At 53.7% G+C, this 26296-nt stretch carries 19 protein-coding genes; 12 read left to right on the top strand and 7 right to left on the bottom strand.

Features of this window, described 5'->3' with window-relative positions:
• Nucleotides 1-91 precede the first annotated feature (91 nt).
• Complete coding sequence (locus GWR55_RS06275) at nt 92-1342, bottom strand: MFS transporter (protein WP_162401499.1); 1251 nt, start codon at nt 1340-1342, stop codon at nt 92-94.
• Between the two features lie 443 nt (nt 1343-1785).
• A complete protein-coding gene (locus GWR55_RS06270; protein WP_162401498.1) occupies nt 1786-2817 on the bottom strand; it encodes a sugar phosphate isomerase/epimerase in 1032 nt (343 codons plus the stop codon).
• Nucleotides 2818-2963: 146 nt separating this feature from the next.
• Between GWR55_RS06270 and GWR55_RS06265 the strand changes: the two genes are divergently transcribed.
• On the top strand, nt 2964-3953 hold the full coding sequence (locus tag GWR55_RS06265) for a cytochrome c (protein ID WP_162401497.1): 990 nt from the start codon (nt 2964-2966) through the stop codon (nt 3951-3953).
• A gap of 127 nt (nt 3954-4080) precedes the next feature.
• Entirely contained in the window at nt 4081-5520 is a 1440-nt protein-coding gene (locus GWR55_RS06260) for an acido-empty-quinoprotein group A (protein WP_238398681.1), read from the top strand.
• 52 nt (nt 5521-5572) lie between these two features.
• Here GWR55_RS06260 and GWR55_RS06255 read toward each other — a convergent pair whose 3' ends face one another.
• The gene (locus tag GWR55_RS06255; RefSeq protein WP_162401495.1) at nt 5573-6616 is read right to left on the bottom strand and encodes a LacI family DNA-binding transcriptional regulator; all 1044 of its coding nucleotides are present in this window, start codon (nt 6614-6616) and stop codon (nt 5573-5575) included.
• Between the two features lie 846 nt (nt 6617-7462).
• Between GWR55_RS06255 and GWR55_RS06250 the strand changes: the two genes are divergently transcribed.
• Complete coding sequence (locus GWR55_RS06250; RefSeq protein WP_162401494.1) at nt 7463-7813, top strand: hypothetical protein; 351 nt, start codon at nt 7463-7465, stop codon at nt 7811-7813.
• Between the two features lie 135 nt (nt 7814-7948).
• Here the strand turns inward: GWR55_RS06250 and GWR55_RS06245 are convergent, their stop codons facing one another.
• The 3 genes from GWR55_RS06245 to GWR55_RS06235 all read right to left on the bottom strand — a co-directional run bounded on the left by GWR55_RS06245 (nt 7949) and on the right by GWR55_RS06235 (nt 10978).
• On the bottom strand, nt 7949-8818 hold the full coding sequence (locus GWR55_RS06245; RefSeq protein WP_162401493.1) for a DUF1080 domain-containing protein: 870 nt from the start codon (nt 8816-8818) through the stop codon (nt 7949-7951).
• Between the two features lie 108 nt (nt 8819-8926).
• Nucleotides 8927-9973 carry an esterase gene (locus GWR55_RS06240; protein WP_162401492.1) on the bottom strand — a complete coding sequence of 349 codons (1047 nt, stop codon included), beginning with the start codon at nt 9971-9973 and terminating at the stop codon, nt 8927-8929.
• A 183-nt stretch (nt 9974-10156) separates the two neighbouring features.
• On the bottom strand, nt 10157-10978 hold the full coding sequence (locus tag GWR55_RS06235) for an SGNH/GDSL hydrolase family protein (protein ID WP_162401491.1): 822 nt from the start codon (nt 10976-10978) through the stop codon (nt 10157-10159).
• 248 nt (nt 10979-11226) lie between these two features.
• Between GWR55_RS06235 and GWR55_RS06230 the strand changes: the two genes are divergently transcribed.
• The 9 genes from GWR55_RS06230 (at nt 11227) to GWR55_RS06190 (ending at nt 24887) form a co-directional block, all read left to right on the top strand.
• Nucleotides 11227-14775: a TonB-dependent receptor gene (locus GWR55_RS06230; protein ID WP_162401490.1), complete on the top strand. Its 3549-nt coding sequence runs from the start codon at nt 11227-11229 to the stop codon at nt 14773-14775.
• An 86-nt stretch (nt 14776-14861) separates the two neighbouring features.
• Nucleotides 14862-16145 (top strand): SGNH/GDSL hydrolase family protein, encoded by a 1284-nt coding sequence (locus GWR55_RS06225; protein WP_202925588.1) that lies wholly within the window; start codon nt 14862-14864, stop codon nt 16143-16145.
• Between the two features lie 209 nt (nt 16146-16354).
• Nucleotides 16355-17128: a GntR family transcriptional regulator gene (locus GWR55_RS06220; protein WP_162401489.1), complete on the top strand. Its 774-nt coding sequence runs from the start codon at nt 16355-16357 to the stop codon at nt 17126-17128.
• A 72-nt stretch (nt 17129-17200) separates the two neighbouring features.
• On the top strand, nt 17201-18304 hold the full coding sequence (locus GWR55_RS06215; RefSeq protein WP_162401488.1) for a sugar MFS transporter: 1104 nt from the start codon (nt 17201-17203) through the stop codon (nt 18302-18304).
• Nucleotides 18305-18452: 148 nt separating this feature from the next.
• Complete coding sequence (locus GWR55_RS06210) at nt 18453-19802, top strand: AGE family epimerase/isomerase (protein WP_162401487.1); 1350 nt, start codon at nt 18453-18455, stop codon at nt 19800-19802.
• 43 nt (nt 19803-19845) lie between these two features.
• Nucleotides 19846-20808 carry a sugar phosphate isomerase/epimerase gene (locus GWR55_RS06205; protein WP_162401486.1) on the top strand — a complete coding sequence of 321 codons (963 nt, stop codon included), beginning with the start codon at nt 19846-19848 and terminating at the stop codon, nt 20806-20808.
• A gap of 52 nt (nt 20809-20860) precedes the next feature.
• Nucleotides 20861-22324, top strand: a complete 1464-nt coding sequence (locus GWR55_RS06200) for an aldehyde dehydrogenase family protein (protein ID WP_162401485.1) — start codon at nt 20861-20863, stop codon at nt 22322-22324.
• Nucleotides 22324-23178, top strand: a complete 855-nt coding sequence (locus GWR55_RS06195; RefSeq protein WP_162401484.1) for a c-type cytochrome — start codon at nt 22324-22326, stop codon at nt 23176-23178. The genes GWR55_RS06200 and GWR55_RS06195 overlap by 1 nt, the downstream gene beginning before the upstream one ends.
• A gap of 65 nt (nt 23179-23243) precedes the next feature.
• Nucleotides 23244-24887, top strand: a complete 1644-nt coding sequence (locus GWR55_RS06190) for an acido-empty-quinoprotein group A (protein WP_238398680.1) — start codon at nt 23244-23246, stop codon at nt 24885-24887.
• Here GWR55_RS06190 and GWR55_RS06185 read toward each other — a convergent pair.
• Nucleotides 24880-25812 (bottom strand): carbohydrate kinase family protein, encoded by a 933-nt coding sequence (locus GWR55_RS06185; protein ID WP_162401482.1) that lies wholly within the window; start codon nt 25810-25812, stop codon nt 24880-24882. The two genes, GWR55_RS06190 and GWR55_RS06185, sit on opposite strands and share 8 nt — an antisense overlap.
• Nucleotides 25813-26296 lie beyond the last annotated feature (484 nt).

Raw genomic sequence — 26296 nt, 5'->3', positions numbered from 1 at the left:
CGCGGCGGTATAGATTGAATATCGTAAAGCGAATGGAAGTCGCTGTTCTGATTCTTGAATTGGAACCATAGACTTGAATTCGATAGCGTTGTCAGGCCTCGGCCCCGTCTCCCTGTATTGAGATCGCGTAAATAGCAGTCGATCCGAGTAACGCGGCGCATGCCATAATTTTCCAGGCGGGGCCGTAGGTGCCAAAGTGATCGAAGATATATCCGGCGACCCAGGGGCCAACCCACTGCCCGATCGAATAGGCCATGATGATGAGAGCCAGTATCTTTCCCAACGACGCCACCCCGAAACACTCGGCAGTAACCAGGGGAATCAACATATAATCGGCGCCCATCGAGAAGCCGAAGATCACGGCAAACGAGAGGACAGCGAGAGGCTTGTGCGCGAGATAAAGCAAGGGGATCGCTCCTCCTAGAAGGAGATAGAAGCCAGCCATCGTATTCTTTTTCTTGAATCGGTCTGCCACGTGGCCAACGATCACTCTGCCGCCCAGGCTGGCCACAAGCAGAATCGACAAGTATCGAGAGGCCGCAGTCGAAGAGTAGCCCTGATGTTTCAGGAAAAAGATGAAGTGCTGAATAACGGCATTCATCGCGCCGATTACGAGAGCCGAACCGGCGATAATCAGCCAGAAATTGGTATTGCGCATTGCAGCTCCGATTGCGTTGAATGCGGATCTTGTCGTCAGCGTGTCCTCGCTCGACGGCGGAATCGCCGCTCCGTCCGGATAGAGACCGATGTCGGCGGGAGTCGATCGTGTGACCCAGATCCCGATGGGAAAGAGCACCACGAGGATGACCACTCCCGCGATCTCCAGAGCATGGCGCCAACCAAAGCGATGAAGGAGCCAGTTCATGGTGGGTGGCGATACAGCGCCGCCCAGTCCAAGGCCAAGATAGGCATATCCCATCGCCTGGCCGCGCCGTGCTCGAAACCAGCGTGTAATCAGAACCTGATTCGCAATGGGGCCTGCCAGCACATAGCCGATCACTTCGATAATGCAAAGTAACTGGTATTGCCAGAAGCAAGTCATGAAACCCATCCCGATCAACGGAAGACCTATAAATCCGACTCCGGAGAGGATGACCCATCGTGCGCCCACACGATCAATCAGTACCCCGGCAAGAAGGCCGAACGGAAGTCCGATAGCGAGGAAGCCGAGCAAAAAACCTTCTGTTACCTGAGATCGAGTAAAGCCGAGAGCACTCGCAAAGGCGGGGTAGAACACGGGGAATCCATAAAAGATAACTCCCACAGCTAAAAAGAGATTGAGAAATGCAGCTACGGCGATCCACCAGCCGTAGAAAATGCGCGGGGATGCGAGGTTCGTCACTGTTCTCCCTTCTTCGGTGCTCCATGAGACACATGTTTCATCGGCCAACCCTCCCCCACGGCGGAAATCTCTCTTAGAAGCCATTTCCAAAAGCCACATAAACCTCTGATCCGCGAGGATTGTCTCTGGCATAAAAGAATAGCGCTAACATGGTAGGTGGATGCTACTCAGCGAGTCGATAACGTGTCAAGGAGCTTGTCAGAGTTCAGTAATAGCTGGGCGTCTGCGTTTGAAGATGGGGATTCATGCCTGAAGGCCCGCGTCATTCTTAAACTGAATTCCAACTGTTTCAGTTAGTAGCGCTATATGAATATCCGGCAAGCGGAAGGATAAGGACATACAGATCGAAATCGAAAAACCACACTACCCCCATACGATTCCGTTCAATTATTCAAAGGGAAACTGCCGCCATTCAGCCTCTCAGCGAGGCGGATAGGTTGAGATTAAGCGACAAGATTCAAATCGCGCAGGACACCTCTTATATACGTCAGGTCTTTGCGTACAGCCGCGATCAGTTGTTGACTGGGTATGCGAAGCACCGTGTCCCCGTTTTCTGCTCCCCCGAATTCGGGATATTCAAAATGCATTTGGACAGGTCCGGAGAATCCGTTTTGCTTGACAATCTCAAAGAATCCACGGAAATCGACGACCCCTTCGCCGATCGGACACCATTCCGGCTCGTACACCGCGCGGGGGGGGGCGCTTGCGTGGATGTCCGGGGGCGCGGCCTTTGTCTTCGACGGCCATCGAAAATCCTTTAGGGCAATGCCCCTCATTGAATCTTTGGCCAGCCGAGCGCTGGTCTGCCACCCGCCGTAACCGCCTTCGATCGTTGCGTGGCCGATGTCATAGTTCATCCCGATCCAGCGTGAATCGAGGTCTTGCAGTAACAGCCAAAGATCCCAGATCGGTCCACCAATCATGTTCGGGCCCGAATGCGTATGATACATCCCGCAGATGTTATGCTCCCGGTTGAGCTCCGCCAGGGCTCTCACCTGAGGTTTAAATTCATGGATCTGCTCCGCGATCCCTTTCGCTGGTTTGTAGGTAAGCCCTCCCCATCGGTAATTTCGAATACCAAGTTGGCTTGCCGTCTTCAATATCGACTCGGCATAGGGAGATGCGCTGCTCATAATTTCCGTGGATATCATGGAAATTTCAAGCCCAGCTTTCCGTGCCGTCTCCACCGCGCGGGGTAAGTCTATTTCTACCCGTTCAGGCAGCACGTGCCCACGCGGACGCACAGTAAGGTCGAGCGCATCGAAACCCAGATCTCTGGCGATGGCGGCCGCCTCCTTTACATCGGTCCATTGCAAAAGCTTGGAAAACATGGAGAGTTTGAGTTTACCGGTCCCATTCGCCGGCAAATCCTGGGCAAAGCCGGTCAGCGGGAATGCATGCAAGGCACCCGTTATGGCCGCTCCCGAAAGTAAAGAGCGGCGCGATATCTTGGTGCGAACTGAATCTTCTGTCATTGTGGAACTCCGTATCCTTCCGCGGTGTCTTTCGCCAGATACAAACTAATCTCCTCTTGACAACCACTTCTTCCGTCCTTAGATTTGATAGCGCTATCATAAAAATGATAGGCGATTGCATCAAAGTCAACTGAATAATGGCGCTCATGAAACTTTTTAGAGAATGCCCATCTTATTGCCATCGCAGCAGCAGAGAAAACGCGCTGCTTTTGGGCGCTTCGAATTTGCGACAAGAGGGTGCGTTCATCCGGAGCATCAAGCCATTTCGGGAATCAACTCGGCGGAAACTCATGAAGGTTCGAAAAATCCTAAAGCAAACAGAGGTCTGTCAGCCCAGGCATTGGAGTAGCCTTCGGGCAATAATAGGGTTCCTCTTTGTTGGATTGGTTCTTACAGTCGGGACACGCGCTCAGGTCAAGAAGACCGCCAAGCCAAATCCGATGGCACGGGAAAACGTGCAGCGGGGCATGGATCAATTTCGACAGTCATGCGCCATGTGCCATGGAGCAGCGGCGAAAGGAGCTTCCGGGCCCAATTTGATTGAGTCTTCCCTCGTGCGACACGACGATAACGGCGACCTGATAGGTAACGTGATTCGTGAGGGACGACTGGAAAAAGGTATGCCCGCAAATCCCACCTTCAGCGCGGCGCAGGTAGCCGATATCGTGGCATTTCTGCACGCTTCGATAGAAGTTTCGGACAACCGCGGTTCTGAAGGTCCGGCGCGCGGCTATTCACTGCAGCGGCTCTTGACGGGAGATGTTGTTGCAGGGAAGCGGTTCTTTGATAGGGAAGGCGGCTGCTCAAAGTGCCACTCCACTGGCGGCGATCTGAGCGGAATTGCGAAGAAATATTCTACCGTCGAACTGGAGCACCGCATTCTCTATCCGCCTGATGCGACGGAAACAGCGGTCGTATCTCTGCCATCCGGTGAAAAGATTAAGGGTCGGCTTCTTCACCTGGATGCGTTCTATGTCTCGCTCATGGATGCTCAGGGAAACTACCGGTCCTGCCCGCTTCGACCAGGGACGTTAGTAGTTGTCGATGATCCGCTCCGCGGGCACCGCGAGTTGCTGAAGCGTTACAAAGACAAGGACATCCATGACATTTCTACGTATCTCGAAACGCTTCAGTAGGACGTGCGGAGAAAGTCTTCTCCTTCTTGGGTATTTGATTGCTTCCACGGGATCTCCCGCGCAGAGTCCCTCTCTGCCGAACTCGATACCATCTGTAAGCGACTCGTGGCCGACATACAACGGAGATATGTCCGGCCGACGCTACAGCACACTCGACCAGATCAACAAAAGTAATGTCAAGGCCCTCACATTGGCGTGGGCGTTTTCTACCCATGGGGCTATGCTCAAATCGACTCCACTGGAGGTCAACGGCCTCCTGTACTTCACCGTACCGGATCATGTGTGGGCCCTCGATGCGCAGACAGGACAACAAGTCTGGAGGTATAACAGACCGTCTGAAGGCAATCATATTGGGCAGCGCGGCGTCGCCTTTTACAAAAACAGGCTTTACTTTGGAACTCCGGATGCCCATCTCATATGCCTTGACGCGCGCAACGGAAAGCAGATTTGGGATGTGGAGATCGCCGACGTGAAGTTTGGCTACTATCTCAGCCTTGCTCCACTTATCGTCAAGGGTAAAGTTCTGGTGGGGACATCCGGCGATCAGACAAACATTCCCCACTTTATCGAAGCGCGTGATTGGGAGACCGGTGCAAAGATCTGGCGGACGAACAGTCTGCCCCAACCAGGGGCGACGGGCTCGGAAACATGGCCTGATACAAAGTCGCTGAGCCGTGGGGGAGGCCCGATGTGGCTGACCGGAACGTATGATGCAAAACTGAATCTCCTCTATTGGGGAACGGGAAATCCTCATCCAGTGCTCGACGGCAATGTCAGAGCCGGTGCCAATCTGTACACAAGTTGCATACTGGCAATCAATCCGGATACGGGAGCGATCATCTGGCATTTTCAGGCGTCGCCACACGATACGCATGATTGGGACGCTGTCGAGACGTCAGTGCTATTCGATGGCGACTTTCACGGGAAGCCACGAAAGATGCTGGCGCAGGCAAGTAGAAACGGATTCTTTTTCGTCCTCGACCGGCAGACTGGCAAAGCTCTCTTGACAAGTGAGTTCGTCAAAAGTAATTGGGCACTCGGTTTGGATGCCAAGGGAAGTCCGATTCCGAATCCAGCAAAAGAGCCTCAGATTGATGGTACGCTTGTCGAAAGCCCAGTCTTTGGAGCAACGAATTGGATGCCTCCGAGCTTTGACCCGCAAGCCGGCTTATTTTATGTCAACGCGCAGAGCGGCTACAGCTATTGGTATTTAGTCCTCGACGACGAAGGCGCTCCGGAAGATCACCAGGGCGGTGCAGCGGTAAGCCTGATGACAAGGTCGGCAATTGTTGCGCTGAACTATCAGACGGGGAAGGTAAGTTGGCAGCGCGACGCAGGTGATGGCCGGAGCAATGCCGGCATTCTGACGACGGCCGGGCACCTGCTATTCACTGGCGACGCTGCGGGTAACATCCTGGCTCTTGATGCCAGCAATGGCAAGAATCTGTGGCACACCCGTGGTGGAGCGAATATGTCAACCGGGCCGATGACCTACATGCTTAACGGGAAGCAGTACATCGTTACCGGTGTAGATGATATCTTGTTTGCGTGGACACTGCCTGAATGAAAAATAAATTCGATATCTGATTCGAAATCGATCAGTCCCGATGCCGAAGAGATCAGTGCCGATCGTGATGGGAGCTAGGCGGGCGCTTACATCCGCAAGACTCTCGGATGACGAGCGACGCCGGGATGCTGATGCGAACCCCGCTTGCACCGCTTCTGGTAGCAATCAAATCGAGCAGGTGCTTTGTGGCCTTCTCGCCAAGCAATTCGGTGGGCTGCCGCACGGCGCTAATCTGGGGCCGAAGGATGTGGGCCAGAGGAATATCTCCGAAAGAGAAGAGCGCCACCTGCTTTGGCACGGAATAGTGGAGTTCATCGAGCGCTTCGAGAGCGAGAATCGTGGCGGTGCTATTCGCAGGGAAGATTGCTTGCGTCGGTGTCCGGCCCGACATGAGTTTGCGAATGATTCGCTTGGCTGACTCTCGATCTTCACACTGCAGGTACGGTAGCGGCGTAAGGCCCTGTTCCCGCATCGCATCTTGATACCCGGTGATACGCTCCTGGATAGACCGAATAGCGGAGTTGAGTCCGAAACAGGCGATACGCTTGTAGCCGTGCGACAGCAGGTGTCGCACCGCCTCGCAGGCTGCAGAGCGATCATCGATCATGACAATATCCACTGCCGCAGCTCCGACGGGCCGCTCTAGCGCAACCAGTGGAATGCCGCCTAGATCGCGCGTCTGCAAAGATGTATCCGATGACGCGGTCAAGAGGATGCCATCGACATGATGATCGCGCATTCTTTCGATCAGCTGCAGATCCATTGCACTTTCATCATTGGTTGCGGCAATCCAGACCAGATACCCACGAGAGTGAGCAGTCTGCTGCACGCTGTGAGCGATAGAGGAAAAGAACGGATTTTCCAAGTTCGGAAGTATCAGGCCAATTGTCCTCGATGGCTGCCCCATGAGCATTCTTGCTGCATAATTGGGCCGATATCCTAGCGCGTCGATAGCAGCTTTCACCTTGCGTGCGGTTTTTTCTGTAATGCTCGGATGTTGGTTCATGTAACGCGAGACTGTCATGATGGCCACTCCCGCCACTCTCGCTACATCCGCCTGGGTTATCGTTTTTTCGCGACCGCTATCACTCGTCATCGAATTCAATCATAACCATTCGCGACCTGGCGCGACTGGAAGTCCAAAGGCAGCGTCTTCTCGGCCTGTGTTGGACGAGTTGAAGGAACCCTGAGAAAGAGTTCCTCCGGGGCTTATTTCGAATATTATCTCTCAGGAGTGACCACGGAAGGTTGCAGGTTCGAAACCCTATGCGTGCTGTTGGCGTATGAACCCTCCTACTAGCGTGGCAATTCGAGCAGGAAACGACACGGCAGAGATTAAACGATTGCTGGCGAAGGAACTGATGACCGGCCGATCGCAGTTCCACCGTATTCTCGATCCCTAGAATACAATGGTCTCGATCGAGACTCTATCGCGGAGGTCGTGCGTCCTGGAAAGTGGTCGGTGCTTGCAATCCAGATCGGCGGCCCGCTCGCGGCACTCGAGCAAAGGCAAATTTCGCAATCTGGTGCAGGCGTGGATGAAAAGCAAAAGCCCTGGGCAGAGTTTTGGTGGACAGAGGACGTGGGTTCGATAGGGGGTGCGATAAAGCCAACGATGTTTAGCGCTCTAAAAGTGGCCATCCTGGCTCCTGATTTCAATTAGTTACGCGATCCTTTTTTGCTGTCACAGCAGAGGTCGCGGTTCGAGCCCGTCGTCCCCGCCATCAATCTAAAGAGCTTAAATTGATGGGTTACTCAAAAAGATAGAGATCGTGGGTTCAATATATGGGTGCAATAAGCTCCCTAACCCACATTTTGTGGTGTCCTTTAACTTCCATTTCGCAGATTTCGGAACCATCATCCTGACAACCTTGCTCTGGGCTGGGCATTTGTGTGATGTGACAGCCTGCGTGTAGACCTCCAGCGTGATTCTGCTGCTGGCATGCTGCAAGAGCTATTGGACCGTCTTCACATCTTCCCCATTCGCCTTCAGCAGCGTGTCGAACGAATGACGGAGGTATGTCAGCCGATCCATTTGTTGATGCCGTTCGCTCGCGCGACCGGACAGGATGTGCCACTTTATGAGATTTTCCGGTCAGTACGACTGTGTCCGCTTCATCGTTTTATTGGCCAATATGTAGCTGTTATCCGTTGGATAGATGTGCTGCCTACGCCAACCGAGGAGTTCAAGGTGCAATCGCACATCGACAAGCGGGAGTATGGCGGTGTGCTGGATGGCGTGGTCAATATGGCAAGCCGCTCCGGAACCAAACAGTTTCACGGGTCGACGTGAGAGTTTGTGCGCAGCAACATCTTCGTGCAGTGATGATAGTTTCGAACCTAGCTGACCTGGGAAGTCGGCGAACGTTCGTTCAAATCTGCGAACAAGCTCTCGTGGCAAAGTTCGTAGGGCCAGCCGAACTAGGATCTAAACGTCATAACCTTTAAGTCGGCGAATCCAGATGTTTCGATAGCGTACAGGACCGGCATGACCCTGGAGGAGGAAAGGCTCTTCTGATGGATGGGGCTCGTATTTGGCAATTGGAAGGGTATCGGTGTTGCCTAATAATTCCACATGATCGTGCACAACCAGCCCGTTGAAGAACAAGGTCAGAAAGGCGGGCGTGGTCAGTTCGTTGCCATTGAATCGGGGAGCCTTGAAGACGATATCATAGGTGTTCCATTCCCCTTCGGGGCGGCATGGGTTAACCATTGGTGGATATAAACCGTAGATGCCGCCCGCAGCTCCATCAGCGTAAGTGATGTTGTCGTAGGAGGAGAGCACTTGAATCTCGTACCGACGCATCAGAATGACGCCGCTGTTGCCACGCATCTGCCCACGGCGTTCGGGGGGCGTTCCTGTCGGTGTCATCCATTCCAGGTGAAGCTGGCAGTCGCCAAACGCCTCTTTTGTGATCAGACTGCCGGAGCGGCGGACCATCTCCATATAACCGTTTTCGACCTTCCATTTTGGCTCGGTTACCTTGCGATCGCGTCCTATACTCTCCCATTGCGACAGATCCTTCCCATCAAAAAGTACGACAGCATCTGAAGCCGGGCCCGGTGTAGGCAGCGGCATGCCGGGGGCAACTTTACGCGCCTGTGGACGCGTTCGGTCGTGCACCTTCCATGGCTGACCAGGCAGAGGATCCCCCACAGGGCTTCCAGCCATTTGATCTGGAGGCATCTGGCCGGGAGCCGCACCCATAGGAACGGTTGGAGCCTGTGCCAAACCGAACAGTGGTTCTGCGAAAGGAATACTGGAAAGCAGCTTAATGAAGTTGCGCCTGTTGGACATGATTTAATCCCTTTCAAAGATCCGCTTATGTGAGAAAAGGCATACCGATTCAAAGTAATGGCGATTCATTGGACGAGCTATATATCATGCGTTCCGATACCAATCGGCCTACCGGAAAAGTAAGGGAAGAGAGGCGCTCAGGTTTTTCCGCCAGACACTCCATACGTGCGTCCCTTCCGTCTCAACGTACTTGTGGTTGATGCCGTGATTTGTCAGATCTTCGTGGAGCGACTCATTTGCTTTATACAAAAAGTCCTGCTGCCCACAGGAGATCCATATCAGGCCGAAGTCTCGATTCGTCGATTGAGGATTTGCAGTCACTCTATTCAGGACCTCCTGAATATCCAAGAAGTTTGGTCCGATTGCCGCGCTGTAGCCCAGCACATACTTGAAGAGCTCCGGATGTCCCAGACCAATCGAAAGAGCCTGTCCACCCCCCATGGACAGGCCCGCGATAGCCCGTGAGTCTCGTGATGTTTTAGCGCGGTAGCTCTTCTCGACTAATGGAATAATCTGTTCCAGCAGATCCTTAGGAAACAGCGGGGAGAACATACTCGTTTCGCCGGTTACACGTTTCAGAGGCTCAACGCCTGGAGCCTGAAGTGCGTGCCCCTGCGGCATTACGACGATCATCGGCTGAATTTTGCCCTGGGCCAGGAGATTGTCCAGAATGACGTTGGCGCGGCCGTTGCGCACCCAGCCTGAGACTTCCTCTCCATTGCCATGAAGTAAGTACAATACCGGATATCTCTTTTTGCTCGTATCATAGCCCGGCGGAGTGTACACCCAGAGCGTCCGCGTGAAACCCATTGCTGCCGATTCATACAGCATCATGCGGACCTCGCCATGCGGCACGGCCTGTGAATCGTAATCGAACGGGGAATCTCCAGGGACCTCGACGAAATTTGAGATCAGTTGTCCGGGAGGCACTGGTTTGATCGCGGGGTTCGAAGGGTCAAGTACATCGACGCCGTCCACGAGAAAGTTGTAGATCCATATCTCCGGTTTGAGTGGGGCGGTAGTCAGGGTCCAGATGCCGCTCTCATCTTTAGACAACGGTAGGGGACCCTTCCGTTGGGTGATCTCGCCAATCAGGGAAACCTCTTTCGCTTTTGGAGCGCGATAGCGAAATGTAACCGTGCGGTCTGGATGCACTTCAGGGGAAAGAAGAGTGTTGGTCGGATAGTTGGATGCGACCCGATGTTTGCGTTCAACACCTGCTGGCGCCTGCTGAGTGGACTGTGAGTTAGCTGGAAGAACTGAGCAGATAAACAGAGACAGGGTAAAAAGGCGATTTCGCGACACTGGAGATAACCTCAAACATCGAAAGCAGAATCTTTACTGCGCGGCCAGCTTTTTCTCTAAGGCATCTTGGATGGCCTTCTCCGCAATAGGAGACATAATTCTGTAGCCTTCGGGTGTTGGATGGATGCCATCTACACTCAAGCCTTCTTTCATGCCATGTTTTTCATTCGCCATAGACGTAAAGTAGTCCGCATAGACACATCCAGCCTTCACACAAAAGTCTTTCATCCAGTTGTTGAGTTCGACAACCTTCTCGGCGGGTTCGAGGCCCCTCCGCCACGGATAATCATAAGCCGGTGTGACTGAGGCAAGTACTACCTGAATTCCGTTCGCCTGTGCGATTTCAGTCATTGATTTCAGGTTGTCCTCAATCATCTTCAGGGTCGACGGGCCCGTATTTCCGGCGATATCGTTGGTGCCGCCGTTAATCACGACCACCCTGGGCTTCAAGTCCACAACATCCTGCTGAAAACGCAGTACCATCTGCGGGGTCGTTTGGCCACCGATGCCTCGGTTGACATAAGGCTTGCCGGGAAAGAACTGCTCCGGCTGACGTCCCCACAGCTCTGTAATTGAGTCACCCATAAACACGACTTCTGCACGAGTGATGGTAGCGTTTGCAGATCGAAAGCGAGTGAGATTGGGCCAGTCCCTAAGCATTTGCTCCTGATGCGCCTTGATCCGAGCGGCACGCTCTTCCGCAGAGAGCGTCGGTGGAGTAGTTGCGGGTCCAGCTACAGAGCCAGCCGGAAGGGAAGGAGATGGGGACGAGGGAAGAGAAGAGGGAGATTGCGCCAAAGCGAAGGGAGTTGCCGTGAGAGCCAACAGAAGAAAGTGGAAAAACACGCGATCCATTGGGAGTATCCCTCGTAAAATACCTGCAAATGTAGATTTATAGTAAAGGTGTGCAACCTGTACTCATAGGAGTACATCAATTCAAACGCTTGCGTCAATATCTCTATTTTCACCTCGCTCGAGAAATTGTCCTTGACAGACGTCGAGCGGTATTCATAGCATGTCCGCCAAGCTGTCCACCTATCATTACAGCACGCCAGGTTTGAGAATTCATTTCAGGGCCAGTAGGGCAGCGTGAGGGAGATACGATGAAAGATAAATTTGGAATGATGAAGGAAAGCACTCTTCATGCCGCGAGCTTTTTCTCGCTAGTCATGATCGTGCTAGTCCTGTTTGGAGGCTCCACGCGGGCGCAGACGACTTTCGGTTCCGTGGTAGGCACTGTAACCGATGCCTCGGGAGCCGCGGTGCCCGGAGCGAAGGTAACGCTTACGAATCAGGAAACGAATCAGGTCCATTCCATGGACACGAGCGAAGCCGGGACGTATAGCTTCGTGAACTTGAATCCCGGAAATTACCGTATCGACATCGACCTGTCGGGGTTCAAACATCTCACCCTCTCTAACCTGCAGGTACAGATAGGAAGCACAGCGCGTGCTGACGCCTCTCTCCAAGTCGGCAATGTTAGTGAGACGGTGGAGGTATCCAGCGCAGCTCCCCTCATCCAGACCGACACTGCGAATCTCGGCGGGGTGATCGAAGGCCGCACGATTCAGGACATTCCATTGAATGGACGGAATGTCAACAACCTGCTCACGCTTGTTCCTGGTGTCATCGCGCAGGGCAATACCAGCGGAAATATGTCTACAAACCTTATAGCCTATGGCAATTATCAGATCGGTGGTGGCTTCGGGAATCAGAGCATCTCGTTTGTCGATGGCGTACAGGCCAACATTCCAGCCAATAACGCGACCTCGTTCATTCCTTCACAGGACACCGTACGGGAGTTCCGTGTATCAACCAGCAATGTAAGCGCCGAGTTCGGAGGCTTTGCTGGCGGCGTCATCAATATCAGCACGAAATCAGGAAGCAATGCCTTCCACGGTTCGCTTTATGAATATCATCGCAATCGCGTTTTGAACGCAAATGATTTCTTTAGCAACCGCGCCGGTCGTGCACGTCCTTCGTACATCCAGAACCAGTTCGGTGGAACGATCGGCGGCCCCATAAAACGCGATAAGACCTTTTTCTTTGCAGGTTATGAACGGCAGCCGGTTGTAAGCGGAAACCTGTCTACCACCACGGTTCCAACTGCGGCTGCGCTCCGCGGAGACTTTAGCTCTCCGCTTTATCCAAAGATTTACGACAATGCAAATGGCGGGGTTCAGTTTCAGTGCAATGGTGTCCTCAATGTCATCTGTCCCAGTCGTATCGATCCGGCTGTTACTGCGTTGCTGAAGCAAGACTATCCCGCAGAAGCAACAAATCCGAATGCCATTGCAAGTAACTACATCACGACTACTCGAACGCGTTACACCAATCAGCAGATTAACGCGCGTGTCGATCAAAACTTTGGCACTCGAAACATCGCATTCGCGAAATACGCCAAATTCAAAGTGGAGAGCCTGACGACCAATCCATATCCGGGTGTCCCGGCATTCGAACCCGCGGCTCCTGGCGGAATCTCGGACCACATTGCGATCATTGGTGATACCTTTACCGTCAACCCGACTACGATTATCGACGGACGCGCGTCCTATCTCCGGGTTTATCAATACACTTATCCTCGCGGTTTGGGAACGGACATCTCCGGCATCTCGCCTGGCCTGGCGGCAATGCAGAGTGCGCTCGGTCAGATGCTTCCTACGGCCTTTAGTTTTGCTGGCACAGGTATAGCTGGCAGCACCGGCCCGGGCCAGCTTTACTGGCATACCAATGTCTATGCTCTTTCCGGCAGTATTACGAAGATCCTGGGACGGCACACTGTTAAAGCTGGTGCATCATGGCGCAGTGTCCAGTGGATTGCCGATCCGGACAGCGGAGGCAACGTCTTCAGTTTCTCGGCACAGACGACGGCAAACCCCTCCATTCCAGGTTCCGGCTATTCTGTGGCGTCTGCTTTGCTTGGTACTCCCAACAGCACCTCGGCACAAGCCATCGGCGGATCGCGGGCGTTCCTGCATAACTATGGATTCTTTATCACAGACAACTTTCAAGCTACGAGAAAGCTGACGCTCGATCTTGGTCTGCGCTGGGATCAGCCCGGCTCATACTCCGAAGCGAATAATTGGAACACAGTCATACTTCCTGATGCTCCCAGTCCGTTGGGAACGATCTTCAACCCCGCTCTAGGCACAAATCAGGACCTCGTTGGGAAACTTGCTCTTGTGGGAAGCAGCGACCGTCCCTCACGTCGCGAGGAAAATCTGCATTGGCTGCTCTTCTCGCCTCGCGTGGGTTTTGCATATCGTTTGACGGACAAGATGGTTGTGCGCGGTGGATATGGCATCTCTTACCTGCCATCTACTCTTTCGCAGGATGGCCCGAACAGCTCCAGTGTTAATACGGCGGCCACCCTGGTTGGTAATACCTTCAAGTCGAACAATACTTTTAGCCAAACCAATACAACCGTAGCGAATCCATTTCCTAACGGGGTTCTGACGCCTGGCCGTGGCGATGCATCGCGTCTGACTGCACTTTATGGGCAGAACATCCAATCGCGTCTTCCAAACCAGCCGTATAGCTACGTTCAGCAGTGGAATCTTGCCTTCGAGCACGAACTCGGCTCGTCCGCAAGTTATGGCCTCGCCTATGGAGCGTCGAAGGGCGTTCACCTGCAGGCTCAGGGAGCGAACACCTGGTCGGCTTCAAACATCAATCAAATCCCGGACAAATATCTCTCGATGGGAAGCGATCTCGAAACGCTGGTCCCAAATCCGTTCTATGGGAGGATTGCCTCTGGGTTGCTTTCTCAGCCAACCGTATATAAAGGGCTTCTGCTCAAGCCATTCCCCCAGTACAACTATGTGACAGCAGCTGGCAGCCGAAACAGCGCATCTCGTTACAACTCGCTTCAAGCCTCATTCAAAAAACGCTTTTCGCATGGCGGCATCTTGCAGGTTGCTTATACATGGGGCAAGCTGATGTCCAATACTGATTCGGTAACGCAGTTTCTCGAAGGTGGCAGCACCTATCAGGGAACGGTTCAGAACAACAACAATCTTGCTGGAGAGTGGTCCGTCAGCACTTCGGATTATCGTCACTCCGCCGTCGTTGGATATGGTATTGATTTGCCGTTTGGCAAGCAGCAGATGTGGCTTTCCAATGCTCAGGGACCCGTCGGAGTACTTGTCTCTGGATGGCGAGTGAATGGCATTTCCACATTCCGTTCGGGAACTCCCCTTGGGATTCTCGCGGCCCCCAATGACATAGCTAGCTACTTCGGTGGTGGCGGATATTACCAGAACGGCATCGGGCAGGGAACAACGCGTCCGAATGTGGTTCCGGGTTGTAACAAAGTGCCTGAGTCCGATGCACACAAGCGTGTGGATAGTGGCTCCTGGTTCAACAAATCGTGCTTTACCGCGCCCGGAAAGTTTGAGTTCGGCAATGAGCCTCGCGTCGATGGAGCGATCCGTCGCCACGGTGTCAATAACTATGACTTCTCGCTTCTGAAGGCAACTCCGATTCGTGAATCGGTAACCGTGAGCTTCACGGCGGAATTCTTCAACGTCTTCAATCGCGTTCAATTTCAAGCTCCATCGACGGCAGCTTACGACGGTGGCAACTATGGCAAGGTTACGGCGCAAGCCAACAACCCAAGGCAGATTCAGTTTGGTCTGAGATTGACTTACTAACTCCCAGGATGAGGGGCCGCGCGAGCGGCTCCCTTTTCCCCACTCCATTCTCCGAGTCCATATTTCGTTAGTCTGAGAGGATTGGCATGAGGAAGGTCTGGAGCGCCACATTGATGGCGCTCGTATTGAACAGCGGAATGCCGACGGCGCATGCCGCACCGAAGACCCATTGGATTGGGACATGGGCGACAGCGCAGGAACTTGCACCCACCGTTCCCGACGTGCCGAATGTCCCGCCAACAGTTAAGCGGCCGAATTTTCGAGGAAGTCATGGGAATGCGCGGCCCGTCCCCCCAACGGATATACGCGACAAGACAATTCGTATGACGGCGAGGGTCGGTGTCGGCGGTCATAAGATCCGCATCGAACTTTCGAATGCATTTGGCAAGAAACCTGTCATTCTTGGCTCCGTGCATATCGCCAGGAAGGGGGAAGGTTCAGCTATAGTCGTTGGCACAGATCGCAGCCTTACTTTCTCGGGTCATCGGGAGATCAAGATTCCTCCTGGAGTCGTCGCAACCAGTGACCCCGTTGACCTGTCGTTGCCAGATTCGTCGAATGTAGCGGTTTCGATTTACGTCAGAGACTCCGAGGGCATCCCGACGACGCATGCCCTCGGACTTCACACGAGCTATCTCGCCGAAGGCAACGAAACGGCCAGCGCTGAGATGCCCCCTTCGTCCACGACGACGACATCCTATATGTGGCTTTCGGGTATTGACGTGCTCGCCCCGATTGATCGATTTACGATCGTCGCTCTGGGTGATTCGATTACAGATGGATTCAAAACCACGGTGGACGCAAACCATGCATGGCCGACTTTGTTGCAGAACCGCCTGCTTACGACGGCAGGTTCGCCCAGAGCAAGCGTATTGAATGAGGGAATCTCCGGGAATGAGGTACTGCAAGATGGCGCCGGGGTAAGCGCACTGGCTCGTTTTGACAGAGATGTACTGAGTCGGCCCGGCGTGAGGTGGGTTGTTCTGCTGGAAGGCATTAACGATATCAACATTCATGGACAGATTGAGGGCGAGGAAGCTTTGAAGGCGGAGGATTTGATTGCCGGATATCAACAATTGATTGCGCGGGCTCATATGCACAACATCAAAGTGATGGGGGCTACGCTCACTCCGGAGGAAGGAGTGTGGCTCGCCGGCCCAATTGGTGAAGCAACCAGGCAATCTGTCAACGATTGGATTCGCACCCCGGGTAATTTCGATGCAATCGTTGATTTCGATAAAGCTCTGCGTACTCCGGGGCAGCCAGCGAAGCTCCGTTTAGAACTTGATCCTGGAGATCATATACATCCGAACGATGACGGAAATGAGCTGATGGCTCGGCAGTTCGTGCTTGTGGACTTCAAGCAGTAGTCAGTGAAAACGGAGAAAGTTTTTTGCTCCCTATAAGGATAGGATACTATCTAGCGGAAGGTCGTCATCGCTTAGGCGATCCGAGGATGCGTCGGCGCGCACGCTGCTCGCATATTTCGTTTTGCCTTGCCCGCATTGTTGGCGGCACTTCGAGAATCGCTATAGAGCAAGAGAGGCATCGCGGCCCATGGCTGCGATGGTGCCACCGCATGAGTACAACTTCCACAGCTACGGTAACTTTGGACGAACTTGGAACAATAGTAGAAGCGAGCCCGATTCCGCTTTATTTTCAGCTCATCAAGCTTATTGAAGAGAAGATCCGTGCCAACAAATGGCTTCCAGGTCAAAGCCTGCCTAGTGAACAGGCATTCTGTGACCACTTTGGCCTGAGCAGGACCGTAGTACGCCAGGCGTTCGCAGATCTAGAGCATCGTGGCCTTCTCAAAAAACGAAACGGCAAGAAGACGACGATCTCACATCCAGAGTACCGTGGAGCGCTCATGCAGAGCCTCAGAGGCTTTCATGAAGAAGCGGAACGTGGAGGGCAGAATCCTCGAACCAAGGTACTCGAGTTGAAGTCCATCCCAGCTGATGCAGACGTTGCCAGAAAACTAGGCGTTGCCGAGGGTGCAAAGGTGATTCTGCTTACCCGCGTGCGCTATCTCGGAGACGTGCCCGAAGTCTTCGTTAAGACTTATTTAAATTATGAGCACTGTGTCTCTCTCTTGTCGGAGGATTTCTCCGATAAGTCCCTCTACCGCGTGCTGGACCAGAAGCTCGGGTTGGTAATAGCGAAAGGCGTGCGCACTATTCGCGCCATCGCACTGAATACGAGAGAAGCAGCATTGCTGAAAGTGAAACCGAAGAGCCCCGCGCTATTGCTGTCCAGCGTAGGTTTCCTGGCCGATGGAACCGCACTCGAGTATTTCGTTGCGAAACATCGTGGAGATCACACAGAGTTCGAAGTTCAGTTGATTCGTTGACACTTTATAGGTAGGTGAGGGTCGTCGTCTGTGCTTATTTTTGTAGCGTGCCTCGTGATATTTATCTACGGGATGCTGGCTTCTTTGCTGGGGACCATTGTTCCTAGTCTGGGTACAATCCTCTCACTCTCGAACACGCAGGTTGGATATCTGGCGTTATCGCAGGGGCTCGGGCTTGCTGCGACTTCAGTTGTGGCCGGAGCATTCATGGATGCTAAAGGCAAAAAGGCAGGCATCATCATTGGTCTGCTTGCCAGTCTGATCGGACTCGCTATTTTGTCGCACCCTGCGAGCCTGGGGCTTAGCATCCTGGCTATGGTGATTCTGGGATGCGGGGGAAGCCTTGTGATTGTAGGTTCAAATGCAATTGCGAGTGATGTTCCGGACAATCGGCGTGCCGCAACCATCAACTTTCTGAATATTTTTGCGGGACTTGGCGGTTTCGCTACCCCTTTCGTCGCCGGCAATCTCCTGGGTGCTGATGCCGTTAAGAGCGCCTACTGCGGTATCGTTATTTCCGCGCTCGCACTTGCAGTGGCTGTCTTTACCCCGATGCCGGAAAAAAAGCAGGATCATGCATCCGGGGATGAGGAGAAGGGAAATATCTTCCGCTCCGGCCTCCTTTATGTGCTGGCCTCCATTATTTTTCTTTATACCGCCTGTGAGTTTGGTATCTGGAACTGGTTTCCGAAGTTCCTTATCTCCACAGGGATTCCAACTGCGAAGGCCCTAAATATATTGTCCTTTGGCTTCGCCTCCGGCCTCCTCATAGGCCGCATGGTTGCAAGCAAACTCCTCACCAAGGCGTCGCCGTATTACGTTACTCTAACCTGCTGCGTTCTCATGGGCGTTATCACGTTCGGCATGCTAAAGGCTCCATCTCTTGCCGGTGGCGCTCCGCTGGTCTTTCTGGCCGGATTTGTCATGGCTCCCATCTTCCCAACGACCATTGCCATCGTCGGACGTTTATTCAAGAAGCAGGCGGCCACCGCGATCGGTTTTGCCATTACCTGCGGCTTCAGCGGACTTGTAGTCAGTTCTCCCGTGATCGGCTGGCTCTCTGGCACGGATGCCGAGGGAGTGGGACGAGGGTTGCTTCTGCTACCGGCCATGTCGATGATTGTTGTCCTTATTCTGATCCTCTTTCGCAGCCGCCTGACGGCTGCGCATTCCTAAGTAACCCGGACCTTTACCTCTGCGCGGAGACAATCATTTTCTTAAATAAACCTATAGTAATAGGACTATTGGTTGAGCTATGCTTCTACCACCGTTTCGCGGCCAATTTCGGTTGCCATTCTGTAATCGCATTCAACAAGGAGAGGACATGATCACGAGAAGGGAATTCAGCAGGTTGACTTTGGGGGGAATCTCTCTCCTGTCTGGGTATGGTTGGGCAGAGGCCACTAAAGGCTCTGCGAAAAGCGCTGCAAACTCTGCAACGGTCGCAGTCGCGGCAAAGCACATCGATCGTGCGTGGGTAAAAAAAGCGATGATCAACGACCTGCTGGATTATTGGCTCGAAGCATCCGTGATGCCGAACGGCTTCATTCAAGAGAACCTCGATCGTCAGTGGAAACCTTATGGCACCCAGCGGGAAGCCAGCCTTAACGGGCAAGGGCGGCAGCTCTACTGCATGGTCGCCGGTTATGAATACTCGAAGGACAAGCGGTATCTGGATGCAGTCACCAAATGTGCGGATTTCCTGATTAATATGCGCGACCCGAAATTCGGCGGATACTTCAATCGCACCACCCCTGACTTGAAGGTCATCGACGATACCAAGACTGGTTACACCAGCTTCACCATCTTTCCGCTCGCGCATGCGGCCCGCGTTACCGGCAAGAAGGAATATGCCGATGCAGCGATGCAGTCCTGGCATGAGGTCAGCACGAAGATGCGTGATGGTCAATTCTTCTACAACAGCATGAAGCGCGACTTCAGCGGGCCCGCTCCGATGACGATTGGGAATCCTTCCGGAGCGCCGCGTGCGGGGGGCCGATCTAGCGGATTCATGGCTCGTCGCCACGGCTTGAACGTACACATGTTCGAGGCCCTGCTGGCCCTCTATGACACGACCAAATCGAAGGAGGTCTGGAACGAGATCCAGACAGAGATGGGTGCTTTCGAAAAGATGTACGACTACAAGCTTGGCTATCTGCCTGAGGGCTACGACGAAAACTGGAAAGCTCCGGAGCCTAAGACCTTCAATGTCGGCCATCTCTTCGAGTGGGGTACGCTCTTCAGCCGTGCGGTCGAATTGGGTGCAGATAAGAAGTTTATTGAACTCGGTGCCCGCAGCATCGATCTGGGACTTAAGGTGGGCTTCGACAAACCTACCGGCGGTACATGGATGATCGCCAACGCTGATGGCAGCGGTCCTGCCCGCGACTACATGATCTGGTGGACGCAGTGCGAGACCATGAAGGCCACTGCACGGTACGCCACTCTGCATGGGCGCAGCGATCTATGGCCGACCTTCCATCAAGCCACCGACTTCGTGAAGGGGAATTTCATGGATCACGAATATGGCGGCTGGTTTGAAGGTGTCATCCCCGGAAAACCGCGTGAGGCTCTCGGAGAGCGGGCTTATATCAAAGGCGCTGTAGACGGACCGGAATGGGGAACCTACCACCAGACGACGATGTTTACGGAACTTCTGCACCTCACCACATAGGCTCATTCGGCAGTTGCGATCGCACCAAAAAAAGAGAGAGAACATGATTACCCGTAGAAAATTTACTGCTTCAGCGCTTGCAGCTGTAGCTCTTGCGAAATACGGTACCTCTGCCAGGGCGGAGGATGCCGTGAAGCCAATCAATTCAACGATTGATGGTGTGCTGATGGGAGTTCAGTCAGCAAGCTTCACCTTTAGCGGCATGGGCATCAAGGAAATTATTGCCACCATGCGAGCTGTCGGTCTCTCCACGATCGATACGATGTCTGAGCACGTGGAAAACTTCCTTGGAGCACCGGTTCCGTTGCCCGGAGCCGGCCGGCCCGGCCCGTGGGTCCCGCGTCCTCCCCGCCCCAAGGGGAGCCATCCAATGTTTCCGGCCCCCGACCCTGCCAAGCGTGAAGCTTTACGGCAGTGGCGCCTGAATGTCGGTCTCGAAAAATTCGAGGAGGTCGGCAAGATGTTTACCGATGCTGGTCTACAGTTTTTCTCCTACAATCTCAGCTTCGATAAATATTTCACGGATGAAGAGATCGAAAAGGGTTTTTTGATGACTAAAGCCCTGGGCACAAAGATTATTACGGCCTCTTCGCCGGTGGATATTTTTCCGCGCCTCAAGCCTTTCGCGGAGAAGCATGATGTCATCGTTGCGTTACACAACCACACCATCGGCCCTCAAGAGTTTGCGCAGGCGATGGAGCTCTCCAACAAGTTCTGGGTAAACCTCGACGTGGGCCATTTCTTTGCCAGCGGGTACGATCCGGTTGCCTATCTCAAAGAGCACCATACCCGCATCACGAACATCCACATCAAAGACCGGATAAGTCACGGTGGAGAATCGGTTCCGTTTGGCGATGGCGAGACCCCGCTCATTGCGGTCTTCCAACTGCTCAAGAAGGAGAAATGGAGTTTTCCTGCCTGCATTGAGTACGTCGGCCCCGCCGGTCCTGCCATTGAGCTTGCGAGCTGTCTGCAGTACTGCAAGGACGCGATCAAGCGCCCATAAATTTATTCCAAGAGCCAGGCATTTCCCTGCGACACCCATGGAGATTCGAATCATGCAAATGCTGATCGATGGAAAATTCGTTGATTCTCTTAGCGCACGTACGATGCAGATCTGTAACCCTGCAACAGGTGAGCTGGTCGATACTGTTCCCCAAGCCAACGAGGCCGATGTGGAGCGCGCTCTTGAAGCTGGCCTGCGTGGCCGCGAGATGATGCGCAGGATGCCTGCGCACCGCAGAAGTGACATTCTGCGCAAGGCTGCCGATATAATTGCCGCGCGTCATGAGGAGCTCAGCCAGCTCCTCTGCCGCGAAAATGGTAAGACGATCAGGCAGTGCCGGAGCGAGATGACGGCAACGCAGCGCCTCTTCCTCGATTTCTCCGAAGAGGCCAAGCGGATGCGTGGACAGACAATCCCCATGGATGCTGTCGCCGGACTCGAGCATATGATCGCCTATACCATTCGCCATCCCATGGGTCTGGTTGTGGGCATCGTACCCTTCAACTACCCGGCCGAACTGTTCGCTCACAAGATTCCTGGCGCGTTGGCGGCCGGCAACGCGGTGATCGTGAAACTCCCGGAACAGTGCCCACTCACAGTATTGCGCCTTGGTCAGATTCTGATTGAAGCGGGTCTGCCTCTTGGAGGAATACAGATGTTGACGGGCTATCCTCGTGAACTTGGCAACCGCCTGATCACGCATCCCGAGGTTGCCATGGTCAGCTTCACCGGCGGCGTCACGGCTGCTAAAGCGATCGCAAAGCTTGCCGCGGATTCAATTAAGCGTACCGCTTTCGAGCTCGGCGGTGTGGATGCGATGATCGTGCTTGAAGACGCCAATATTGACGCAGCCGCAGCCGCAGTTGTGGATGGACGGCTTACCAATGGAGCCGGGCAAATCTGCTGCGCGGTTAAACGCATCCTGGTAGACGAAAAGATCATGTCTCCCTTCCTTGAGGCCCTGGTCAATAAGACTAAAGCGATCAAGATGGGAGATCCTCTTTCGGATGAGACCGATCTCGGACCTCTTATCACTCCGCAGGCGGCGGAGCGTGTAGATCAGGAAGTCCAGAAGTCCATCGCGATGGGAGCCAAATGCCTGGTCGGTGGAAATCGCGTCGGCGACAATTACTACGAGCCCACGGTCCTGCTCGAGGTGGACAACTCCATGCCTTGCCTGCTCGATGAGGTCTTTGGCCCGGTCGCACCGATTGTTTCTTTCAAGGCGATCGGCGAAGCAATCAGGATAGTCAACGAATCGCCGTACGGGCTACAGGCAAGTGTCTTTTCAGAAAATATTCATAATGCGCTCACAGTTGCGCACCGGATGGAAGTAGGTGGAGTGGTAGTAAATGGGCCGGGTTCTTTCCGGCCTGGCAATGTTCCCTTTGGCGGCTATAAGCAGAGCGGCATCGGCAGGGAAAGCATCACCGACACCGTTCGCGAGATGAGTCATGAAACTGCAATCGTGCTGAATCAGCAGACTAACCCGGGCTTTGAGGCAGAGGAGGCGTAGTGAACAGGTACGGACGAAAGTCAAACCCGATGGTGGTCACCGGAGTAGTTTTCTTTACAACTTTCACCGGTTTTCTTGTGCTGAAGGACATCTGGGCGCAGCAAGCGCCCAGCGCTCCTCCGGTGCGCCGGAATCCTTACGCCAGAAAAGCAGTTGATCCCGCCCTGGCGGAGCAGGGCAAGAATCTGTTCAGCGTCCGCTGTGCCTTCTGCCACGGATCCGACGCACGCGGAGGTGAGAGTGGTCCGAATCTTCTTAGATCTGAGATTGTTCTCAATGACCAGGATGGAGAGAAGATCGGCCCAGTCGTCCTTCACGGACGTCCACAGCAGGGAATGCCTGCTTTTGATATGTCTGCCGAGCAGATCAAACAGATTGCGGGTTTCCTGCATAGCCTTCCGGTCAGCGGAAATGAACGTGGCCGAAATGGCCACATTGTGATTCCTGTTGGTGATGCTGCAGCCGGAAAAAAAGACTTCGATCAGAAGTGTGCCTCCTGTCATTCAGTCACTGGCGATCTGAAGGGGATCGGCTCCAGAATCAAGGATCCGCGGGCTCTACAACAATCGTGGATGATGCCGGGCATGCGAGGCGGTGATCCCGCTGTCAAAGCTCCGGAGAAGAAGGTCACGGTTGAAACTGCCGAAGGGAAGGTGAGCGGAGAACTTCTCCGCATGGATGATTTCATCGTGCGTCTCAAGACCGACGATGGAGAAATTCGCAGCTTTTCCCGCAATGGCGATCTGCCTAAGGTGGTCGTGACAGATCCTCTGAAGGGACACCTCGATCTGCTGTCTACCTACACCGATAAGTCGATTCACGACATCACTGCATACATGGTATCGATCAAATGAAGCGCACGAGCCTATTTCTTACAGCTGCTTTAGTTGCAGGTCTATCTTTTTCTTCACCTGCTCAGATGCTAACTCCGGATAAGCTGCTTGGCCGCTTAAACGATTCCTGGCCCACGTACTCAGGTGACTACACCGGGCAAAGATACAGCCAGCTCGACCAGATCAGTGCCGCTAATGTGAAGAATCTTTCGCTTGCCTGGACCTCCCGCATTACCTCGGGCTTGCCATCGGCCGGTGGCCGGATGAGCTTCTTTGGTGGACCGGCCCCAATTCCGACCATCGTTGCCGGTGAAGGCGATGGCAGTCTGAACGAGAGCGGAGCGACCTCACGCTCCAGCCGTATCGTCTCCTCCGCGATCATATGGGACGGAAAAATTTACGTTTCGACACCTGACAATGCCTGGGCCATGGACGCACGTGATGGCAACATCCTTTGGCATTTCGTCTGGAAGACACGTGGCGGTACGCACACCGGTAATCGTGGCATGGCGCTTTATAAGGACACTCTCTTTCTCGAAACGCCAGACGATTATCTGGTTGCCATCAGCGCTAAAGACGGCAGCGAAAAGTGGCACAAAGTTATCGCTCCGTTCAATGAACAGTATTTTTCCACTGGGGCTCCTATCCTGATCGGCAATCATGTGCTGGTCGGCACGGGAAATGATTTGGATGCTCCCCAGGCACTCACCTCCTTTGATCCGGACACCGGTGAAGTACAGTGGAAGTGGTATGCCACGCCGCAGACCAAGGACGATCCTGCTCTGAAGACCTGGGCTAACCTTCGCGCAGCCCGGTACGGAGGTGGTCCCATGTGGATTCCCGGCTCCTATGACCCTGACACGTATCTATATATCATCGGTACGGGAAATCCGACTCCGGCCTACACGTCACAGAGTCGCGGCGAGGGCGACAACCTCTATACCTGTTCTTTGGTAGCTCTCAACGTCGACACCGGCAAACTCGTCTGGTATTACCAGACGTCGCCTCACGACACGCACGACTGGGATTCCACGCAGACACCTGTTCTGGTCGACGGTGATTTCAACGGCAAGCAGCGCAAGCTGGTTCTGCAAGCCACACGAAATGGTTACTTCTACGTACTGGACCGCACCACTGGCGAGCACCTGCTCACAAGCAAGTTCTCGCCCACGGCCAACTGGGCGACCGGCCTTGATGAAAAAGGCCGCCCCATCCGCAATCCGAAGAAGGATTTCGACATCGCCGGCTCTTTGGTGTCGCCGGTCAATGCGGGAGCTACAAACTGGATGCCACCATCCTTTAATCCTCAGACGGGCCTCTTCTATGTCACCAGTGAAGATGCTTACTCTATGTACTACCTTACTGAGACGGATCCTCGCGGAGCTATGGGGCTTGGCGGTAAGGACGAACTAGGTGTTGGCCTCATCGGCAACTACCTTACGGCGATGGACTACAAGACTGGTAAGATCGCGTGGCGCCATAAATATCCGGAAGCAGGTGGATGGGGGGGGACCAATGTTGGGCATGCGCTGCTAAACACCGCTGGGGGCCTCCTCTTCACGGGCGATCCTCAAGGGAATCTTGTAGCTTACGATCCTGCCAACGGAAACCCGCTCTGGCATGCACACATTGGCGACGTCTCCGGTCCCGTCCAGACCTTTCTGCTGGATGGTAAGCAGTACATCGTAGTCGGGGCGACTGACACCTTATATGCGTTCCGGCTCAACTAGCCGGGACGCATATAAGTGGAGGAATGCCGAACTGCTCCTGTAGTAGACGGCATTCCTCCACCGACCATTCTGGAATAGCCCCCGACTTAGTGGCGACCACTCGTCCAAGAAAATTGGCAAGCTCACCCGTCTCATAAACATTCCAGCCATGATGCCAGGCATGTAGAAAGCCTGCGCAGAAGGCATCTCCGGCCCCGAGAGCGTCTACCGGGGAAATCGGGATGCAGGGAATGACGCAGGCTGTATTGCCCGCTGCAATTGCGCAGCCTGCCGAGCCGAGGCTTATACAAATACACTCCAGATTGAACCGGCTAAGCCATGCACAGCAAAATTCATTGAGCCAACTCTGGTGACCGCCAATATTTATCGTGTCTGCCAAGGTTCGCGCCTCCGATTCGTTCATCTTCACGATGTCAGCATAATGCGACAAGCGCTCTACCAACTGAAGATTCCAGTTATCCCGTCGAAGATTGACGTCATAGAGCACACGCAGACGATTCATGCTTTGCCGCAGAGCCAACGTCTGCTCGAGGAGATGGGGAGACGAATGGAAAAGCGTGCCAATATACAGCCAGTCAGGGGCGAACCTGCACACCTCCTGGACGGTCGCTGGATCAAACTTTGCATACTCATAGGCAGCGGGATGAATGATCATTGAGGAAGGTTCGCCCGCTTGTCCAGTCGTGACGCGGGTACCGCCAGTAGGGGCAGAGCGGGTGCTTTGAAGAAACCGCCGGTCAACACCTAGTTTTCCGATCTCTTCCAGTGCTTTCTGACCAAACTCGTCTTGGCCAACCGCGCTCAGGATCGCAACGGTATTTCCCAACCGTGAAAGATGCGCAGAAAAGTTAAGAGGAGCTCCTCCTATGGTTTTCACCGCGCCGCAATGGTCCCAAAGAACTTCACCAATGCTTAAAACGCGCATGTCGTTCTCTTTCTGACAGGCATCTGGAACCGGGATCCTTTTCTGTCAGTTGTCAATTAGAGCACGCGACACAGGGCAATCGTCAAACTCAAATTAGAGAATTCCAGATCGACGCAGACGCTTGCGAAGAGACCCGTGGATCTGATGCACGCAGAGCTATCCACCGATGTGTTTGGGCCACCTTAAGAAGAGTAGAGGATCTCATGCGCAAAATTTTCCGGCCCATATATTAGCTTTGGTCTTAGGCAAGGCATGGGGCTGGCAGGCAAGCCGGGAGAACCGTCTGGAAAATATCAAACTCTCAAGAACAGATCTCGGCTGAATAGAACGACGCGGATCCCAACCTTTTCGAAAAATATTTATTTTGAGTTGCGAATAAAAGCAATTGTGAGGGTAGTATGTTGCTTGCCCTCTTTGCAAAGCAAAATGTGCGAGCCGAATCACTCCGTAATAGTTGAGACGCCTTATGGGGAAAACGTTTTCA

The sequence above is a fragment of the Edaphobacter sp. 12200R-103 genome, assembly GCF_010093025.1.
Lineage (GTDB): Bacteria > Acidobacteriota > Terriglobia > Terriglobales > Acidobacteriaceae > Edaphobacter.
Note: the sequence above shows the minus strand (reverse complement) of the source record. Positions and strands in the feature narration are given on the sequence as shown.

What these genes read in the sequence shown, in the direction of transcription:
- GWR55_RS06260 (WP_238398681.1), top strand. Translation starts at nt 4,081, where the DNA reads ATGTCCGGCCGACGCTACAGCACACTCGACCAGATCAACAAAAGTAAT.
- GWR55_RS06245 (WP_162401493.1), bottom strand. Translation starts at nt 8,818, where the DNA reads ATGTCCAACAGGCGCAACTTCATTAAGCTGCTTTCCAGTATTCCTTTC.
- GWR55_RS06225 (WP_202925588.1), top strand. Translation starts at nt 14,862, where the DNA reads ATGAGGAAGGTCTGGAGCGCCACATTGATGGCGCTCGTATTGAACAGC.
- GWR55_RS06270 (WP_162401498.1), bottom strand. Translation starts at nt 2,817, where the DNA reads ATGACAGAAGATTCAGTTCGCACCAAGATATCGCGCCGCTCTTTACTT.
- GWR55_RS06230 (WP_162401490.1), top strand. Translation starts at nt 11,227, where the DNA reads ATGAAAGATAAATTTGGAATGATGAAGGAAAGCACTCTTCATGCCGCG.
- GWR55_RS06200 (WP_162401485.1), top strand. Translation starts at nt 20,861, where the DNA reads ATGCAAATGCTGATCGATGGAAAATTCGTTGATTCTCTTAGCGCACGT.
- GWR55_RS06255 (WP_162401495.1), bottom strand. Translation starts at nt 6,616, where the DNA reads ATGACGAGTGATAGCGGTCGCGAAAAAACGATAACCCAGGCGGATGTA.
- GWR55_RS06190 (WP_238398680.1), top strand. Translation starts at nt 23,244, where the DNA reads ATGCTAACTCCGGATAAGCTGCTTGGCCGCTTAAACGATTCCTGGCCC.
- GWR55_RS06185 (WP_162401482.1), bottom strand. Translation starts at nt 25,812, where the DNA reads ATGCGCGTTTTAAGCATTGGTGAAGTTCTTTGGGACCATTGCGGCGCG.
- GWR55_RS06250 (WP_162401494.1), top strand. Translation starts at nt 7,463, where the DNA reads ATGCTGCAAGAGCTATTGGACCGTCTTCACATCTTCCCCATTCGCCTT.
- GWR55_RS06205 (WP_162401486.1), top strand. Translation starts at nt 19,846, where the DNA reads ATGATTACCCGTAGAAAATTTACTGCTTCAGCGCTTGCAGCTGTAGCT.
- GWR55_RS06265 (WP_162401497.1), top strand. Translation starts at nt 2,964, where the DNA reads ATGAAACTTTTTAGAGAATGCCCATCTTATTGCCATCGCAGCAGCAGA.
- GWR55_RS06215 (WP_162401488.1), top strand. Translation starts at nt 17,201, where the DNA reads ATGCTGGCTTCTTTGCTGGGGACCATTGTTCCTAGTCTGGGTACAATC.
- GWR55_RS06220 (WP_162401489.1), top strand. Translation starts at nt 16,355, where the DNA reads ATGAGTACAACTTCCACAGCTACGGTAACTTTGGACGAACTTGGAACA.
- GWR55_RS06235 (WP_162401491.1), bottom strand. Translation starts at nt 10,978, where the DNA reads ATGGATCGCGTGTTTTTCCACTTTCTTCTGTTGGCTCTCACGGCAACT.
- GWR55_RS06210 (WP_162401487.1), top strand. Translation starts at nt 18,453, where the DNA reads ATGATCACGAGAAGGGAATTCAGCAGGTTGACTTTGGGGGGAATCTCT.